This is a genomic window from Nonomuraea sp. NPDC050394 (assembly GCF_044459065.1).
In the GTDB taxonomy this organism is placed as follows: domain Bacteria; phylum Actinomycetota; class Actinomycetes; order Streptosporangiales; family Streptosporangiaceae; genus Nonomuraea.
Genome location: NZ_JBITIO010000001.1, coordinates 1,295,746 through 1,311,130 on the forward strand (window position 1 = coordinate 1,295,746; position 15,385 = coordinate 1,311,130).

At 69.1% G+C, this 15,385-nt stretch carries 13 protein-coding genes; 8 read left to right on the forward strand and 5 right to left on the reverse strand.

The window, feature by feature from the left end:
- Positions 1-31: 31 nt before the first annotated feature.
- From treZ to ACIBKY_RS06405, 7 genes are all read left to right on the forward strand, one after another.
- Positions 32-1,744 (forward strand): malto-oligosyltrehalose trehalohydrolase, encoded by a 1,713-nt coding sequence (treZ, locus tag ACIBKY_RS06375; protein WP_397094870.1) that lies wholly within the window; start codon positions 32-34, stop codon positions 1,742-1,744.
- A 168-nt stretch (positions 1,745-1,912) separates the two neighbouring features.
- Positions 1,913-2,890 carry an ABC transporter permease gene (locus ACIBKY_RS06380; RefSeq protein ID WP_397094872.1) on the forward strand — a complete coding sequence of 326 codons (978 nt, stop codon included), beginning with the start codon at positions 1,913-1,915 and terminating at the stop codon, positions 2,888-2,890.
- A gap of 3 nt (positions 2,891-2,893) precedes the next feature.
- Positions 2,894-3,739, forward strand: coding sequence for an ABC transporter permease (locus tag ACIBKY_RS06385; RefSeq protein WP_397094873.1), 846 nt, complete (start codon positions 2,894-2,896; stop codon positions 3,737-3,739).
- Positions 3,736-5,805 (forward strand): dipeptide ABC transporter ATP-binding protein, encoded by a 2,070-nt coding sequence (locus tag ACIBKY_RS06390; protein ID WP_397094875.1) that lies wholly within the window; start codon positions 3,736-3,738, stop codon positions 5,803-5,805. Before ACIBKY_RS06385 ends, ACIBKY_RS06390 begins: the two co-directional genes overlap by 4 nt.
- Complete coding sequence (locus ACIBKY_RS06395; protein WP_397094876.1) at positions 5,802-7,511, forward strand: ABC transporter family substrate-binding protein; 1,710 nt, start codon at positions 5,802-5,804, stop codon at positions 7,509-7,511. The genes ACIBKY_RS06390 and ACIBKY_RS06395 overlap by 4 nt, the downstream gene beginning before the upstream one ends.
- A 171-nt stretch (positions 7,512-7,682) precedes the next feature.
- A complete protein-coding gene (locus ACIBKY_RS06400) occupies positions 7,683-8,606 on the forward strand; it encodes a hypothetical protein (RefSeq protein WP_397094878.1) in 924 nt (307 codons plus the stop codon).
- 136 nt (positions 8,607-8,742) lie between these two features.
- Positions 8,743-9,516, forward strand: a complete 774-nt coding sequence (locus ACIBKY_RS06405) for an SAM-dependent methyltransferase (RefSeq protein ID WP_397094880.1) — start codon at positions 8,743-8,745, stop codon at positions 9,514-9,516.
- 208 nt (positions 9,517-9,724) lie between these two features.
- On the opposite strand, the gene ACIBKY_RS06410 is transcribed toward ACIBKY_RS06405, so the two are convergent.
- Positions 9,725-11,311 carry an FAD-dependent monooxygenase gene (locus ACIBKY_RS06410; protein WP_397095465.1) on the reverse strand — a complete coding sequence of 529 codons (1,587 nt, stop codon included), beginning with the start codon at positions 11,309-11,311 and terminating at the stop codon, positions 9,725-9,727.
- A gap of 744 nt (positions 11,312-12,055) precedes the next feature.
- Here ACIBKY_RS06410 and ACIBKY_RS06415 point away from each other — a divergent pair.
- Complete coding sequence (locus tag ACIBKY_RS06415) at positions 12,056-12,217, forward strand: hypothetical protein (protein ID WP_397094881.1); 162 nt, start codon at positions 12,056-12,058, stop codon at positions 12,215-12,217.
- Positions 12,218-12,341: 124 nt separating this feature from the next.
- On the opposite strand, the gene ACIBKY_RS06420 is transcribed toward ACIBKY_RS06415, so the two are convergent.
- The 4 genes from ACIBKY_RS06420 to ACIBKY_RS06435 form a co-directional block, all read right to left on the reverse strand.
- The gene (locus ACIBKY_RS06420) at positions 12,342-12,632 is read right to left on the reverse strand and encodes an MTH1187 family thiamine-binding protein (protein WP_397094883.1); all 291 of its coding nucleotides are present in this window, start codon (positions 12,630-12,632) and stop codon (positions 12,342-12,344) included.
- Between the two features lie 525 nt (positions 12,633-13,157).
- Complete coding sequence (locus ACIBKY_RS06425; RefSeq protein ID WP_184966041.1) at positions 13,158-13,478, reverse strand: hypothetical protein; 321 nt, start codon at positions 13,476-13,478, stop codon at positions 13,158-13,160.
- 17 nt (positions 13,479-13,495) lie between these two features.
- Positions 13,496-14,116 carry a response regulator gene (locus tag ACIBKY_RS06430; RefSeq protein ID WP_397094885.1) on the reverse strand — a complete coding sequence of 207 codons (621 nt, stop codon included), beginning with the start codon at positions 14,114-14,116 and terminating at the stop codon, positions 13,496-13,498.
- Positions 14,113-15,264: a sensor histidine kinase gene (locus ACIBKY_RS06435; protein WP_397094887.1), complete on the reverse strand. Its 1,152-nt coding sequence runs from the start codon at positions 15,262-15,264 to the stop codon at positions 14,113-14,115. The genes ACIBKY_RS06430 and ACIBKY_RS06435 overlap by 4 nt, the downstream gene beginning before the upstream one ends.
- Positions 15,265-15,385: the final 121 nt, after the last annotated feature.

Below are 15,385 nucleotides of genomic sequence, written 5' to 3' on the forward strand. Positions count from 1 at the left end.
TCCGCGAACCGATGAGCAGGGAGCGAACCTGATGCGATTTGACGTGTGGGCGCCTCGTGCCACGACCGTCGAGATCGAGCTGCCCGAGGGGCGGCGGCCGTTGCGGGCGGGCAAGGACGGCTGGTGGGGCGCCGAGGTGGCGGAGGCGGGGCACGGCACGCCGTACTCCTTCGTGCTGGACGGCGACGGCCCCTACCCCGACCCGCGCTCGCGGCGTCAGCCCGAGGGGATCTTCGGCCCCAGCATGGTCTACGACCACGCCCACTACACCTGGAGCGACCACGACTGGACCGGCCGCGACCTGCGCGGATCGGTGATCTACGAGCTGCACATCGGCGCGTTCACCCCCGATGGCACCTTCGCCTCGGCGATCGAGCGGCTGGACCACCTGGTCGAGCTGGGCGTCGACTTCGTGGAGGTCATGCCGATCGTCCCGGTGCCCGGCGGGCGCAACTGGGGCTACGACGGCGTCGACCTCTACGCGGTCAACGAGACCTACGGCGGGCCCGACGGGTTCAAGTCGTTCGTGGACGCCTGCCACGGCAAGGGCCTGGGCGTCGTCCTGGACGTGGTCTACAACCACCTCGGCCCGTCGGGCAACTTCCTGCACCCGTTCGGCCCGTACCTGACCGGCACCCAGGGCAGCTACTGGGGCGAGGCGGTCAACCTGGACGGCCCCCAGTCGGACGAGGTACGCCGCTACTTCATCGAGAACGCGCTGCAGTGGCTGCGCGACTACCACGTGGACGGGCTGCGGCTCGACGCGGTCCACGCGCTGCACGACCGCCGCGCCACGCACCTGCTGGCGGAGCTGTCGGCGGAGGTGGACGCGCTGTCGTGCGCGCTCGGCCGCCCGCTGTCACTGATCGCCGAGTCCGACCTCAACGACCCGCGCATGGTCACGCCGCTGGAGGCCGGCGGCCTCGGCATGACGGCGCAGTGGAACGACGACGTCCACCACGCCCTGCACTGCGCGGTCAGCGGCGAGAACCACGGCTACTACGGCGACTTCGCCGGCCTGGAGTCGCTGGCCAAGGCGCTGACCTCGGGATTCGTGCACGACGGAGGCTACTCCACCTTCCGCGGGCGTTCCCACGGCGCCTCGGCGCGCGGGGTGCCGGGCCACCGCTTCGTCTGCTGCCTGCAGAACCACGACCAGATCGGCAATCGCCCCGCCGGCGACCGGCTGCCGATGACGGCGCTGAAGCTGGGGGCCGGGCTGCTGCTGGCCTCGCCGTACACGCCGATGCTGTTCATGGGGGAGGAGTGGGGGGCGCGCTCGCCGTTCCTGTTCTTCTCCGACCACGTGGAGCCCTCGCTGCGCGAGGGCGAGTCGGTGCGCCGGGCGCGGGAGTTCGAGGGTTTCGGGTACGACTGGGACGCGCCGGACCCGTCGTCGGAGGAGGCGTTCCAGCGCTCCAAGCTCGACTGGAGCGAGCTGAAGGACGAGGAGCACTGGACGCTGCTGAGCTGGTACCGGGATCTCATCGCGCTGCGGAAGGCGTTTCCCGAGCTCGCCGACCCCCGTCTGGACCGGGTCCGGGTGGAGGTGGGACCTCTTGACCGCTGGCTGATCCTGTGGCGGGGATCACTTTGCGTAATCGTAAATTTTTGTCCGGATTCTGTGACACTGCCCCTCCGCGGAGGCACCGTGATCTTGGCTGCTGATGAGCCTGTTTCCGCAGGTCCGAAGGGTTTACTGGTCCCCGGACAATCAGTGGTGATCTACCGTTCAGTAATCTGACCGTTACTTTGCCCCGTTGCGGACTGTTACGTTTCGCCAGATATTCTGCGCTTCGGCCGTGACTGATGCGTCAAGTGGTTTCTCACAACGCGGAACGGCCTTTTCGTTGCGGGGGCGAACTCTCCACCCCAGGACCTTCTGGCCCCCGTTCAGCGCGAACGGAGGGTAATGGGCAAGTACCTGCTGCGCAGGTTGGCGACGAACGTGCTCTTGGTCGCTATCGCGGCCAGCCTGGCTTACCTCCTCGCCGCGTCGAGTCTCAACCCCCAGGTCAACTTCAAGGGACGTAACCCTCCCGTCCCCGAGGCGACCATCGACAAGACGCTCGACCAGTACAACCTCAACCCCAAGAAGCCGCTGCTCGAGCGGTACGGCACGTGGGCGTCCGGGGTGGTCAAGGGCGACTTCGGCCAGACGTGGGAAGGCGACTCGGTCAACGAGGAGATGGGCCGCAGGATGGGCGTCAGCCTGCGCCTCCTGCTGATCGGAACGATCCTCGGCTCCGGGCTCGGCGTGCTCATCGGCGCCTTCGCCGCGGTACGCCAGTACAAACTCAGCGACCGGGTGATCGGCGTCTCGTCATTCGTGATCATGGCCGTGCCGGTCTTCGTCATGGCCACGATGCTGATCCTCGCCGCGACCGGGCTCAACAACGCCGCGGGATCGAAGCTGATCGAGTTCGTGGGCGAATACTCGCCCGGCCTGACCGGCTGGGACCAGTTCGCCAACCGGCTCGTCCACCTGATCCTGCCGACGATCTCCCTGTGCCTCGGCCAGATCGCCTTCTACAGCCGGATCCAGCGGAACATGATGCTCGACGTGCTCGGCCAGGACTTCGTCCGCACGGCCATGGCCAAGGGGCTGCGGCGCCGTACCGCGTTGTTCAGGCACGCGCTGCGCACCGCGCTGATCCCCGCCGCGACCTATTTCGCCTTCGCCTTCGGCACGCTGCTCACCGGCGCCACGTTCACCGAGAAGATCTTCGGCTGGCACGGCATGGGCGCCTGGCTGGTCGACTCGATCAACCAGCACGACGTGAACTCCGTGGCGGCGGTCAGCACCTTCGCGGCGGCCTGCGTCCTCGTGGCCGGTTTCCTGTCCGACCTGGCGGTCGCCGCCCTCGACCCCCGAGTCCGGGTGAGCTAACAGATGCGTAGCAAGGTCGTTCTCCGACGCCTGGTCAAGAACAAGCAGACGCGCTACGGCCTCATCGGCGTGCTCTTCCTGCTGATCCTGGCCTACGTGGGCCCGTTCGTGGCCCCCTACGACTGGTCCGACAAGGACTTCATGGCCTTCATGCAGCCCCCGGGACCCGACCACTGGTGGGGCACCACGCAGACCGGCGGCGACGTCTTCGCCAACACGCTGCGCGGCCTGCAGAAGTCGCTCGTCATCGGCTTCCTCGTGGCGCTGATCTCCACCGGTCTCGCCGCTCTCGTCGGCGCCGCCGCCGGCTACTTCGGCGGCTGGGTCGACCGCCTCCTCATGTGGGGCGTCGACCTGCTGCTGGTCCTGCCCAGCTTCCTGATCATCGCCATCCTCTCGCCGCGGCTCAAGGGCGGCACCTGGCTGCTGTTCGTCCTGCTGCTCGCGCTGTTCGGATGGATGATCACCTCCCGGGTGGTCCGCAGCATGACGCTGTCGCTACGTGAGCGTGAATACGTGCTGGCCGCCCGGTACATGGGCATCCCCGGCTGGCGGATCATCCTGCGGCACGTGCTGCCCAACCTGTCGTCGCTCCTGATCATCGACGCCACGCTGAACGTCAGCGGCGCCATCATCGGCGAGACCTCGCTGTCGTTCTTCGGCTTCGGCGTCCAGGCGCCCGACGTCTCCCTCGGCACCCTGATCGCCGACGGCTCCGGCACCAGCACGGTCATCTCGTATCCGTGGCTCTTCCTCTTCCCCGCGGGCCTCCTGGTGGCGCTGGTGCTCAGCGTCAACCTGATCGGCGACGGCCTGCGCGACGCGCTCGACCCCGGGAGCACCTCATGAGCATCCTCGAGGTGAAGGACCTCACCGTCACGTTCCCCGGCGGCATCGAGGCCGTCCGCGGCGTGAACTACTCGGTCTCGCGCGGAGAGGTGCTCGGCATCGTCGGCGAGTCCGGCTCGGGCAAGTCCGTGACCTCCCTGGCCGTCATGGGCCTGCTGCCGCGCAACGCCGTGGTCAGCGGCTCGGTGAAGCTGCACGGCCGCGAACTGCTGGGCATGTCGGAAGACGAGCAGATCAAGGTACGCGGCAAGACGATCAGCATGATCTTCCAGGATCCGCTGTCGGCCTTCACCCCCGTCTACACGATCGGCGACCAGATCGCGGAAGCCGTCCGCATCCACCAGAAGGTGGGCAAGGACAAGGCGGCCCGCAAGGCCGTCGAACTCCTCGACCTGGTCGGCATCCCGCACCCCGGCGTGCGGGCCAAGTCGTTCCCGCACGAGTTCTCCGGCGGCATGCGCCAGCGCGCGATGATCGCCATGGCCATCGCCAACGACCCCGACCTGCTCATCTGCGACGAGCCCACCACCGCCCTGGATGTCACGATCCAGGCGCAGGTGCTGGAGGTGCTCAAGACCGCGCAGCGGGAGACCGGCGCCGGCATCGTGATGATCACCCACGACCTGGGCGTCATCGCGGGCATGGCCGACCGGGTGCTCGTCATGTACGCGGGCAAGCCGGTCGAGCAGGGGCCGGTGGACGAGCTTTACTACCGGCCGCGCATGCCGTACACGATGGGACTTCTCGCTTCGATCCCGCGCATCGACGGCGAGGAGGGGCCGCTGGTCCCCATCGAGGGCAACCCGCCCTCTCCGGCGGCGCTGCCGCCCGGCTGCCCGTTCGCGCCGCGCTGCCCGATGAAGGTCGACGCCTGCGACGACGAGGAGCCGCCGCTCACCGAGATCGGCGGCGGGCGGCACGTGGCCTGCATCCGCTCGCGCGAGATCGAGCACAAGGGCCTGACCGGCGCCGACGTCTTCCCCGTCCCGGTGATCCCGCCGAGCGACGTGGTGCGGATCCCGCGCGAGCAGCGTCCCACGGTGCTGGAGCTCGACGACCTCATCCGGCACTACCCGCTGATGAAGGGCGCGGTCTTCAAGCGCCGCGTCGGCACCGTGCACGCCGTGGACGGCATCAGCTTCGACATCGCCGAGGGCGAGACGCTGGCGCTGGTCGGCGAGTCGGGCTGCGGCAAGACGACCACGCTCCAGCAGATCATGCAGCTGGAGCCGCCGCAGAGCGGCCGCATCGTCGTGCTCGGCAAGGACAGCGGCAAGCTCGGCAAGGAGGACCGCAAGGCGCTCCGCGGCGACCTGCAGATCGTCTTCCAGGACCCGATGGCCGCGCTCGACCCGCGCATGCCGGTCGGCGACATCGTCGCCGAGCCGCTGCGCGCCCACGGCCGCAAGAACGTTGGCGGGCGTGTGGCGGAACTGCTCGCGCTGGTCGGCCTCGACCCGAGCTACGCCGAGCGCTACCCGCAGCACTTCTCCGGCGGCCAGCGCCAGCGCATCGGCATCGCCCGCGCGCTCGCCCTGGAGCCCAAGCTGCTCGTCCTCGACGAGCCGGTCTCCGCCCTCGACGTCTCCATCCAGGCCGGTGTCATCAACCTGCTGGAGGAGCTGAAGAACACGCTCGGGCTGTCCTACCTGTTCGTGGCGCACGACCTGGCCGTGGTACGGCACCTCGCCGACCGCGTAGCCGTCATGTACCTCGGCCGGATCGCCGAGATCGGCACCGTCGAGAACGTCTACGACCGCCCGGCCCACCCCTACACGCAGGCGCTGCTGTCAGCGATCCCGCTGCCCGACCCCGAGATGGAGCGCACACGCAAGCGCATCCTGCTCGAAGGCGACCTGCCCAGCCCGGCCGACCCGCCATCGGGTTGCCGGTTCCGCACCCGCTGCCCCAAGTTCGCCCGCCTCAGCGAGGCCGAGCGGCGGCGGTGTGTGGAGGAAGAGCCCTCAGTTGTTCGGCTCGCGAACGCCGTCGACCACGGTGCCGCCTGCCACTACGCGGAGGAGATCGAGGTCATCACGGCCTCGGACGATCAGGAGGAAAAGTGAAGGTTCGTTACCGGGCAGCGGCCGGACTCGCGGTCCTCGCCATGGCCGTCGCGGCCTGTGGCGGTGGTGGCGGCAGCGACGCCAAGAAGCCCAGTGCCGAGCAGTCGCAGCAGGCCCAGCAGCAGGCCGCCGCGCTGCCGGAGGTGTCCATCAACGAGACGCCGTACGAGCAGGTCCCGGACGGCGGCACGGTGAAGCTGGCGCTGCAGTCCTGGCAGACGCAGTGGAACTACAACCAGACGCAGGGCACCAAGGGTGACGTCCGTGACGCCATGTCGCCGATGATGCCGTTCATCAGCGTCGCCGATGAGAAGGGGCAGGTCGTCAACAACCCGGACTACGTCTCCGAGTGGAAGTCCGAGGTCGTCGACGGCAAGCAGACCGTCACCTACAAGATCAACGATAAGGCCACGTGGTCCGACGGCGAGCCGATCGGGTTCGCGGACTTCGAGGCCCAGTGGAAGGCCCTGAACGGCAAGAACAAGGACTACCTGATCTCCTCGCCTGACGGCTACGACCGCATCCAGTCGGTGGAGAAGGGCGCCACCGACAAGGACGTCATCGTCAAGTTCTCCAAGGTCTGGCCGGCCTGGCAGGGCCTGTTCAGCCCGCTGTACCCGGCCTCGATCAACAAGACCGCCGAGGGCTTCAACAAGGGCTACCTGAACAAGGTCCCGGTCACCGCCGGGCCGTTCAAGCTGGGCAAGATCGACCAGACCGCGAAGACCGTCACCGCGGTCCGCGACGACAAGTGGTGGGGCCGCAAGGCCAAGCTCGACTCGGCCGTCTTCCGCGCCATCGACCTGTCCGGCCACGTCCCGGCCTTCGCCAACGGCGAGATCGACGCCGTGGTCATCGGCGCCGACGGCGCCAAGTACCAGCAGGCCAAGAACGTCGCCGGCGCCGACATGCGCAAGGCCGCCGGTCCGATCTGGCGTCACTTCACCTTCAACGGCGCCTCCGAGGCCCTGAAGGACAAGAACGTCCGCCACGCCATCTTCATGGGCATCAACCGCACGCCCATCCTCCAGTCGGACCTCCAGGGCCTCGACTGGCCGATGCAGCCCCAGGACAACCACGTCTACGTGAACACCCAGAAGGGCTACCAGGACAACTCGGGCGGGCTGAACACCTACAACCCCGACAAGGCCAAGCAGCTGCTCGACGCGGCCGGTTGGAAGCTTGAGGGCGACGTCCGCAAGAAGGACGGCAAGGAGCTGAACATCCGCTTCATGTACTCGGCCGACCTGGCCGTGGCGAAGCAGGAGGGTGAGCTCACCCAGGCCATGCTCAAGGAGATCGGGGTCAAGGTGACCCTGGACGCGGCCGTTCCGGACAAGTTCTTCGACCGGATCAACGAGGGCGACTTCGACGTCACGCCGTTCGTGTGGGAGGGCACGCCGTTCCCGCTGGGCAACCTGTTCCAGCTGTACGGCAACCCGCCGGACTCGAAGCTGTTCAACAACAACTTCACCCGCGTGGGCTCCGCCGAGCTGGACGCCGCCATGGACGCCGCCGCCTCCGAGATCGACCCTGCCAAGGCTGTCGAGCTCGGTAACAAGGCGGACCAGCTGATCTGGGACCAGGCCGGTGTGCTGCCGCTGTTCCAGCGGCCGAACATCGTCGCCGCCAAGAGCGGGCTGGCCAACTACGGTGCGTTCGGGTTCTCGGACCGTGACTGGACCGCCGTCGGGCTGAAGAAGTAGTTCCCGACCGGTTTGCTCTGGGCCCTGGCCGGGTTGTCCGGCCGGGGCCCTCTGCTTTTCCACAGCCGGGCCGCCACGGCGGCGGCTCTTTCCCCAGAACCCCGTTCGCGCCCCCTTCCCACCCCCACCCCTCGGCACCCTGAGGGCCTCACCGTTCATCCGGAGGCCCCTGTGCAGATCACCTTCCCCGTGCCCGCGTCCCTGACGGCCCTGTTCGTGGTGGCCATCGAACGTCTGCGCTTCGACATCGAGGGCGTGCTGCCGTGGCGCATGGGCAGACCCCACAGAAGAGCCGCGATGGCGGCGCTGGGCACGCCGCTGCTGACGTTGACCCACAGCACCGCCCAGTGGCGACCCGGCGGAGTCGACCTCACCGAGGACGAACGCCGCCTGCTGCGCCGTACCCGCCAGCACGTCCTGGTCTCCAGCACCGCGCCACCACAGGCACTACCGGCAAGCCTCCAGGTCGCCAGGGCCGCCGCACGAGCCATAGCCGAGGAGTGCGCGGGCATGGTGGTCGACCCGCTGGCCGGCTACGCCCTGCCGTCCTGCGTCCGCTGCGCCGGCGAACCGTCCTCGTTCCGTCTGACCGACGACTGGCTGGGCTGGAGCGTGGACGTCCACGACACGGCGACCTGCCCACCCTGGAACCCCGCCGACACCCGGGCCTGCGACTGCCTGCGCGTGACCTCACGGGGCCTGCGCCGCTTCGCCCTCCCCGAGATCACCCTCGATGGCGCCGCCTGCGCCCACAACCTGTGCGCCATCAACCTTCTGCGCGCCGTGGCCCAGCGCCTCCTGACCGACCACCTGGCCTTCCTGTCGGCCAACCCCGAGGCCCGCGACCGCACTATCGACGACCACCTGCGCATCCACGACCACGCCCTCTTCTCCGACCGCCAGTCGTTCGGCGTCCGCCTGACCCCCTGCGAGACCCCCGGCCCGATCCGCCGCCTGAAGGTCGGCCCCGCTCCCGGCTCCGGCCAGTTCACCTGCCTGAAGGTAGGCCCGCCCTCCGGCTTCACCGGCACCCTGAACGACTGGCTCTGCTCCACCCAGGGCGCCGCCCCGGTCACCTACCTGGCCGCCGCCTGAAGCTTCGCCCATCCGGTACGTGGCCGATCCGCGCTCTGTGGGCGTACCTGGATGGGACGGTGTGGACGGGGCGGCGTGCGATAGTCTCTGCGCCAATGTGGTTGCCGGTGCTCCTGGCCGGCACGGGAGGAGAACGATGAGCGAGCGGGCTCCCGCGGGCATAGACGTCCACACGCCGAACGTCGCCCGGATCTACGACTACATGCTCGGTGGCAAGGACAACTTCGCCGCCGACCGTGAGGCCGCCGAGCAGATACTCAAATCGTTCCCCGAGTCCCGGGAAGGTGTGCGGGTCAACCGCGAGTTCCTCGGCAACGCCGTCCGTTACCTGGCCGATGAGGCGGGGATCCGGCAGTTCATCGACATCGGGGCGGGCCTGCCCACTCAGCGGAACGTTCACGAGGTGGCCCACTCGGTCGACAAGACGGCCCGCACGGTCTACGTCGACAACGACCCGATCGTCTGCGTCCACGGCCGCGCCCTGCTCGCCAACACCCCCACCGTGGCCATGGTCGACGCCGACCTGCGCGAACCCGACACGCTCCGGGCCAAGGTGGCCGCCACCACGCTGATCGACTTCGAGGAGCCGGTGGCGTTGCTGATGGTGGCCGTCCTGCACTTCCTCGAAGACCCGTACGACAACGTCGCCCAGCTCCGCGACATGCTCCCGCCCGGCAGCCACATGGTGATCACACACATGTCCATGCAGGAGAAGCGGAGCACGGACACGGACTCGGTCCGCGAGGTCTACTCCCGCGCCAGCTCAGGCGTCTACCCCCGCACGGTGCCGGACATCCGCCGCTTCTTCGGCCCCTACGAGGTACTGACTCCCGACCACTTCATCTCCCCTCACATCCTGAGCCGCTTCGCCCCGCTCGGCTGGGCCGCCGTGGCCAAACACCCTTCCTGACCACCGCCCCCTGTTCCGACCCGCCGGCGTGCCCCGCCTCCGGGCTCACCCGCCCGGGGTTCGCCTCGCCTCTGGCCGCAGGTGGCGAACGCGTGTGCTCAGCGTTGCCGGGTAGTGGTCTCGGGCCCGAGGATCTTGCGAACCGGCTCCGGTCCACGGCAGTTCCGAGGCGTCCCGCAGCTTCCCCGAAGCTGTCCCGGGGACGCGGCTAGAGGCTGAGGATTTTGGTGAGGGCTTCGTGGAGGGTGGTCTCGGGGGACGGGGGCAGGGAGGCGGCGCGCCAGGCGACGTAGCCGTCCGGGCGGACCAGGACGGCGCCGGTGTCGTCGACGCCGTAGCGCTCCTGCCAGCGTCCCTCCATGTCCTTGAGCTCGCCGCCGATGGGCAGCGGGGTGAGGTGGAGTGACAGGCGTTCGCTCAGCCTGCGCGCCGCCGTCTCCCACGCCCGGCCGCCCGGCCCGACCAGCAGGACGAAGCCCGTTCCGAACAGGTCGATCGTGGAGATCGGCTGGCCGTCCCAGTCGAGGAGCATGTGGGGTGCGCGGCTGCCGGGGCGGGCGGTGGCGGTGCGGGGGTCCTCCAGGATGGAGCCGTCGTCACCGGGTTCCGTCAAGATCGCCGTCGAGTGGTAGCGGTAGCCGATCATGACCGAGAAGGGGTCCGCGATCGGCGGAGGGAAGCCCTGTGTCTGCTCGGACGGCATGCGGAAGGCCAAGTTGGCCAGCTGGCCGTCGGCCGTCAGGGAGCCGATGGGGCGGCGTTCGGCGTCGTAGGTGTCCAGGAAGTCCGGTCCGGCCTGGCCGGTGTGGACGAGCCACAGGCGCCAGGCGAGGTCGATGCCGTCCTGGAGCGCGGTGCTGCCGCCCTGGCCGCCGGTGGGCGGCATGGTGTGGGCGGCGTCCCCGGCGAAGAAGACACGGCCCGCTCGGTAGGTGTCGGCGAGGATGTGGGCGAAGGCGAAGCTGGTGGTGTCCTTGATGGTGACGTCCAGATCGGGGATGCCCACGGCCTGCCGTACCAGGTGGCGGCAACGCTCTTCGGTGAAGCCGGGGTCGGTCTCCGGGTCGTAGTAGACGCCGAACACGTGGCTGCCGACGCCGGTGCCGGTGACGATGGCGCCGGTGAAGTCCGCTGACTGCAGGTACCAGAGGGTGACCTCGCGGTCGCGTACGATGCCGGTGAGGTCGGCGTCGAACATGATCGAGTACATCTCGTTCAGCGGGCCCTTGCCACTGGTCGGCACGCCGAGCGACGTGCGCAGGGGGCTGCGGGAGCCGTCGGCGGCCACGACGTAGTCGGCGCGGACGGTGCTCACCGCGTCGCCGGACATGATCACGGCGGTGACGCCGTCAGCGTCCTGCTCCAGGGAGATGAGCTCGGTGGAGAAGCGCAGGTCGGCGCCGAACTCCTCGGCCTTGGCCCGCAGCACCCGCTCCACCTCCGACTGCGGCGCCCCCACCTGCGGCACCGGCGTGATGTCGATGATGGAGTCGAGGTCGCCCTCGGAGGTGTCCACGATGATCTTCGGGTTGGGGTCGACGAGGCTGCCGGCGATCGCGATGCGCATGTCGTCGCCGATGCCCTCCCAGATGCTGGTGAGGCTCGACTCGATCCCCGGCACCGACCGCACCAGCTCCATCACCCTCGGTCCCACGCCGAATGCTTTTGGCTGGATTGATGTGCTCGCATGCCGTTCGACCAGAATGACCGGCACCTCGTGCCATGCCAGCATCATCGCCGCACTGAGCCCCGCATACCCGGCACCGACCACCAGAACGGGCACCCGCTCTTCCATCTCCACCCTTTCCACCTCCGAGATGCTCGGCTTCGCGTAATATCGCGTTAGCGCGTCCGAAGGACACGATATGTCGCGTGTTGCGGTGGGTCAAGACATATCGCGTTTGTGGGTGGTTGGTAAAGAGCACCATCCTTTACGGCACAGCCGTCCCCACCGCCACCCGCCGCACGGGGCCGGGCCCCATCCAGGGAGACGCCGAGGAGTCGTGCGCGGGGCGGGCCGCCGTCACGAGATCCGCCTACCGGCCGGGTGGTTCAGAAGCCGGGCACCGAATCGGGCCCACCGAGCCCAGACTCCGGAAACCCGCCTTGAGGCACACCGTTCTGCGGAGCTCCGCCCAGAGGCGCAGGGTTCTGCGGAGCTCCGCCCAGAGGCGCACCGTTCTGTGGAACTCCGCCAAGAGGAGCGCCGTTCTGTGGAACTCCGCCCGGAGGGGCACCGGTCTGGGCCTGAGGCGCCCCATTTTGTGGCATTCCTGCCTGAGGCGCCCCAGCTTGGGGAGCACCTGCTTGGGGAGCGCCTGCCTGGGGCGCACCGGTCTGCGGCAGACCCGCTTGGGGGACGCCGTTCTGCGGAACCCCCGTCTGCGGGACCTCCTGATGGGGGCCGCTCGTCTGGGGTGCTCCGGTCTGGGGTGTGCCGGGTTGGGTGGTGCCAGGCTGCGGGGCTCCGGTGGTGTCCGGGGTTGGCACGTTGGTGAAGGTGTCGCCGGAGGGCGGGGCCGAGGTGGGGAACAGGTCGATGGGCGACGTGGAGAGCGTGTCCGCCGGGGTGATCGTGCTGACGCTGGTGGTGGCCGTGAACACCTGGAAAAGCGCCAGCACCGCGCTTGCCGTGAGCGCCAGCGCGAAGGCTCCGATGACGATCGGAACCGCCAGGGGAGTCCGCATTCGCGATTTCTAGCATGCTCGGCGCAGCGAGAAAACCCCGAATACCCCGGAATCCCGGATATATCTGACCAGGGGCTGGGCCGACCGGCCAGGTGGGCCGGGCCGCCGCAGGGGGTGGGCGGGGTGTCGCGGGAGGGTCAATCCAGGTGGCGTTCGAGAGAGTTCAGTTTGCTGGTCATTCCGTCGGTGACGCCTTCGCGGATGTCGGCCTTCAGCACGATGCTGACCCGGGGTGCGACTTCCTTCACCGCGTCGACGGCCTGCTTGATGACGGCCATCACCTCGTCCCACTCGCCCTCGATCGTGGTGAACATCGCGTCTGTCCGGTTCGGCAGTCCGCTCTCCCGGACCACCTTGACCGCACGGGCCACCGGCTCGGCGACGCCTTCGCCCACTCCCAGCGGCGTGATGGAGAATGCGACGATCACGAACCAACCTCCACGAATTCGGCATGCCCCGAAGGCTCCCGATCCTACAAACGCCACACCCGCTCAACGGCACCGGGTAGCAGCCCCGGGGGTGGCTCGGCGCCCCGGAAAGCTACGAGGCCACTGTGCCGGGAACGCGGTTGGGCGGGGACACGGTTGGGCGGGAACGCGGTTGGCAGGGGACGTGGTTGGGCGGGGACGGGTGGTGGGGGACCCGCCTGCGCAGGGGTTGAGCGGCGGTGTCCTGGTGCGGCAGAGCTTGGGGCGTCTGCCGTGGCTGGGTGGGGGAGCCGAAGTGCGGCGCGGCCGGGGTGGCGAGAACCGGGGGTGGGGTGGCCGGAGTCCGCGCGGAGAGAGCCGGCGAAAGGGCCGGGGTGGGGTGGCCGGAGTCCGCGCGGAGAGGGTCGGAGAGAGCCGGCGAAAGGGCCGGGGTGGGGTGGCCGGCGGTGGGTGTGAGGGGAGGGCTGGGGTGGGGAGGGTGGGTGGGGAGCCGCTGGTGGTTGGTGGCGGCTCCCCGGGTCGTGCTCAGTGCTCGTGGTCGTGCTCTTCCTCGTCCTCACTCAGCCCGTCCGACGGCTCCACGCCCAGCACGGCCTCCCGCGGCTCAACCTCGTCGATGTGGTTGACCAGCGACAGCACGTGGTCGGGCTCGATCAGCCATTGCAGCGCCGTGGCCCCGGTCTCGTCGGCGTTGACCAGTTCGGCCTGCTCCTTGCGCTCCTCGTCGGTGAGGTCGGCGTCCTCATGGCGGATCTCGCCCAGCGCCGCGGCCTGCAGCGCGTCAACGTCGAGCACCTCCACGGTCAGCTCGACCGTGAGACGCAGGAACTTACCTTCATCACTCATGGAGCTGACTCTACGGGTTACAGCCGGATCAGGCGCCGCTCCACGGCGCACCGGACGGCCGCGGTTCTGCTGTCGACGCCCAGCTTGTCGTAGACGTGGGCGAGATGCGTCTTGACGGTGGCCTCGCTGATGAACATGGCCTTGCTGATCTCACGGTTGGAACGGCCGGCCGCCAGGAGTTCGAGGATCTCGATCTCCCGCTGGCTCAGCGCGAGCTGGGGGCTGCGGAAGCGCTGGGCCAGCCGGGAGGCCACGGGCGGCGACAGGGCGGTCTCGCCGCTCGCGGCGGTGCGCAGGGCCGCGAACAGTTCTTCGGGGGGCGACTCCTTCAGCAGATAGCCGACGGCCCCGGCTTCGAGGGCTCGCAGGATGTCGGCGTCGGAGTCGTACGTGGTGAGCACGACCACCTTGGGCGCTCCCGGCAGGGCGGCGATCTGCCTGGTGGCCTCCAGGCCGTCGATGCCCTCGCCCATCTGGAGGTCCATGAGGACGAGGTCGGGGGCCAGGTAGGCGCTCTGCCGTACCGCTTCCTCTCCGTCGGCGGCTTCGCCGGCGACGGTGAAGCCGTCCTGTGCGGCGAGCATCGCGGCCAGGCCCGCCCGCACCACGGGGTGGTCGTCGACCAGCAGGATCCTCATGCGTACACCTTGACCGCCACCACGGTGCCCTCGCCGGGCACGCTGTCCACGGTGGCCGTGCCGCCGAGCGATTCGGCGCGCTGGCGGATGGCCTTCAGGCCGTAGCCCCGGCCTCGGCCGGAGCTGGGGCTGGTGGGGTCGAAGCCGACGCCGTCGTCCATGACGTCGAGGGTGACGGTGTCGGGCAGGTAGGTGAGCGTGACCACGACGGTGCCGGCGCGGGCGTGCTGGGCGGCGTTGGCGAGGGCGCCCTGGGCGATGCGCAGGAGTTCGCCTTCCACGCCCGGGTCCAGCTTGCGTGGTGTGCCTTCCACCCGTACCTGGACGGCGTCGGCGACCTTGCGGAGAGCCTCGGGGAGGGAACGTTCGTCGAGGGCGGGCGGGGCGAGGTCGTGGACGAAGCGCCTGGCTTCGGCGAGGTTCTCGCGGGCGGCCACCGCGGCCTGGCGCACGTGGGCGCGGGCCTTGCCGTTGTCGGCGTCCCATTCCTGGTCGGCGGCGTTGAGCAGCATGTGCATGCTGGACAGGCCTTGGGCGAGCGTGTCGTGGATCTCGCGCGAGAGCCGTACCCGCTCCTGGAGGACGCCGGCGGCGCGCTCGGACTCCGCGAGCGCGTCCCTCGCCCGCATGAGGTCGTCGATGAGCTCCTGGCGGCGGACGTTCTCGTGGTGGAGGCGGCGGTAGTTGAACATGCTCATCGTGGCGATCGCGATCGGCGCGACGAGCGGGGCGGGGTCCCAGTTGGTGCGCGCGTGGAACTCGCCGACGACCGCGGCGACCGCCGCGAGATATCCCACCAGGGGTACGGCCAGCCGCATCGGCAGCACGATCAGCACAAGGAAGAACAGCGGGATCGCCGACCAGCTGAAGCACGGCGTGGTCAGCGTGAGCGGCGTCCAGGCGGCGATCATGGCGCCCAGCCAGGCGACCTGCTGCCGCCCCGGCTTGGCCCACGCGACGCCGCCGGCATAAAGGGAACAGAAAGCGGCCACCGCGACGAGCCTGATCACATCGAGCTGCGAGACGCCGCCGCCATAGGACAGCATCCGTACGGTGCAAGCCGCCATCGTCAGATAAAAGCCCAGGTGGACGACTCGCGGGAAACTGTCATCGAAGGTCATCGGCTGCCGCAGGGAAAGCACGCTCATCCCTTCTTGGTACCAGGAGCGTGCGATGCCCGGATCATCCTTTTGGATGATCGGAGACCAACCATGCGCCCGTCCCGCCGTCCGGCCTGGGCCGGAAGGCTTGACCACGACCGGAAAGGAG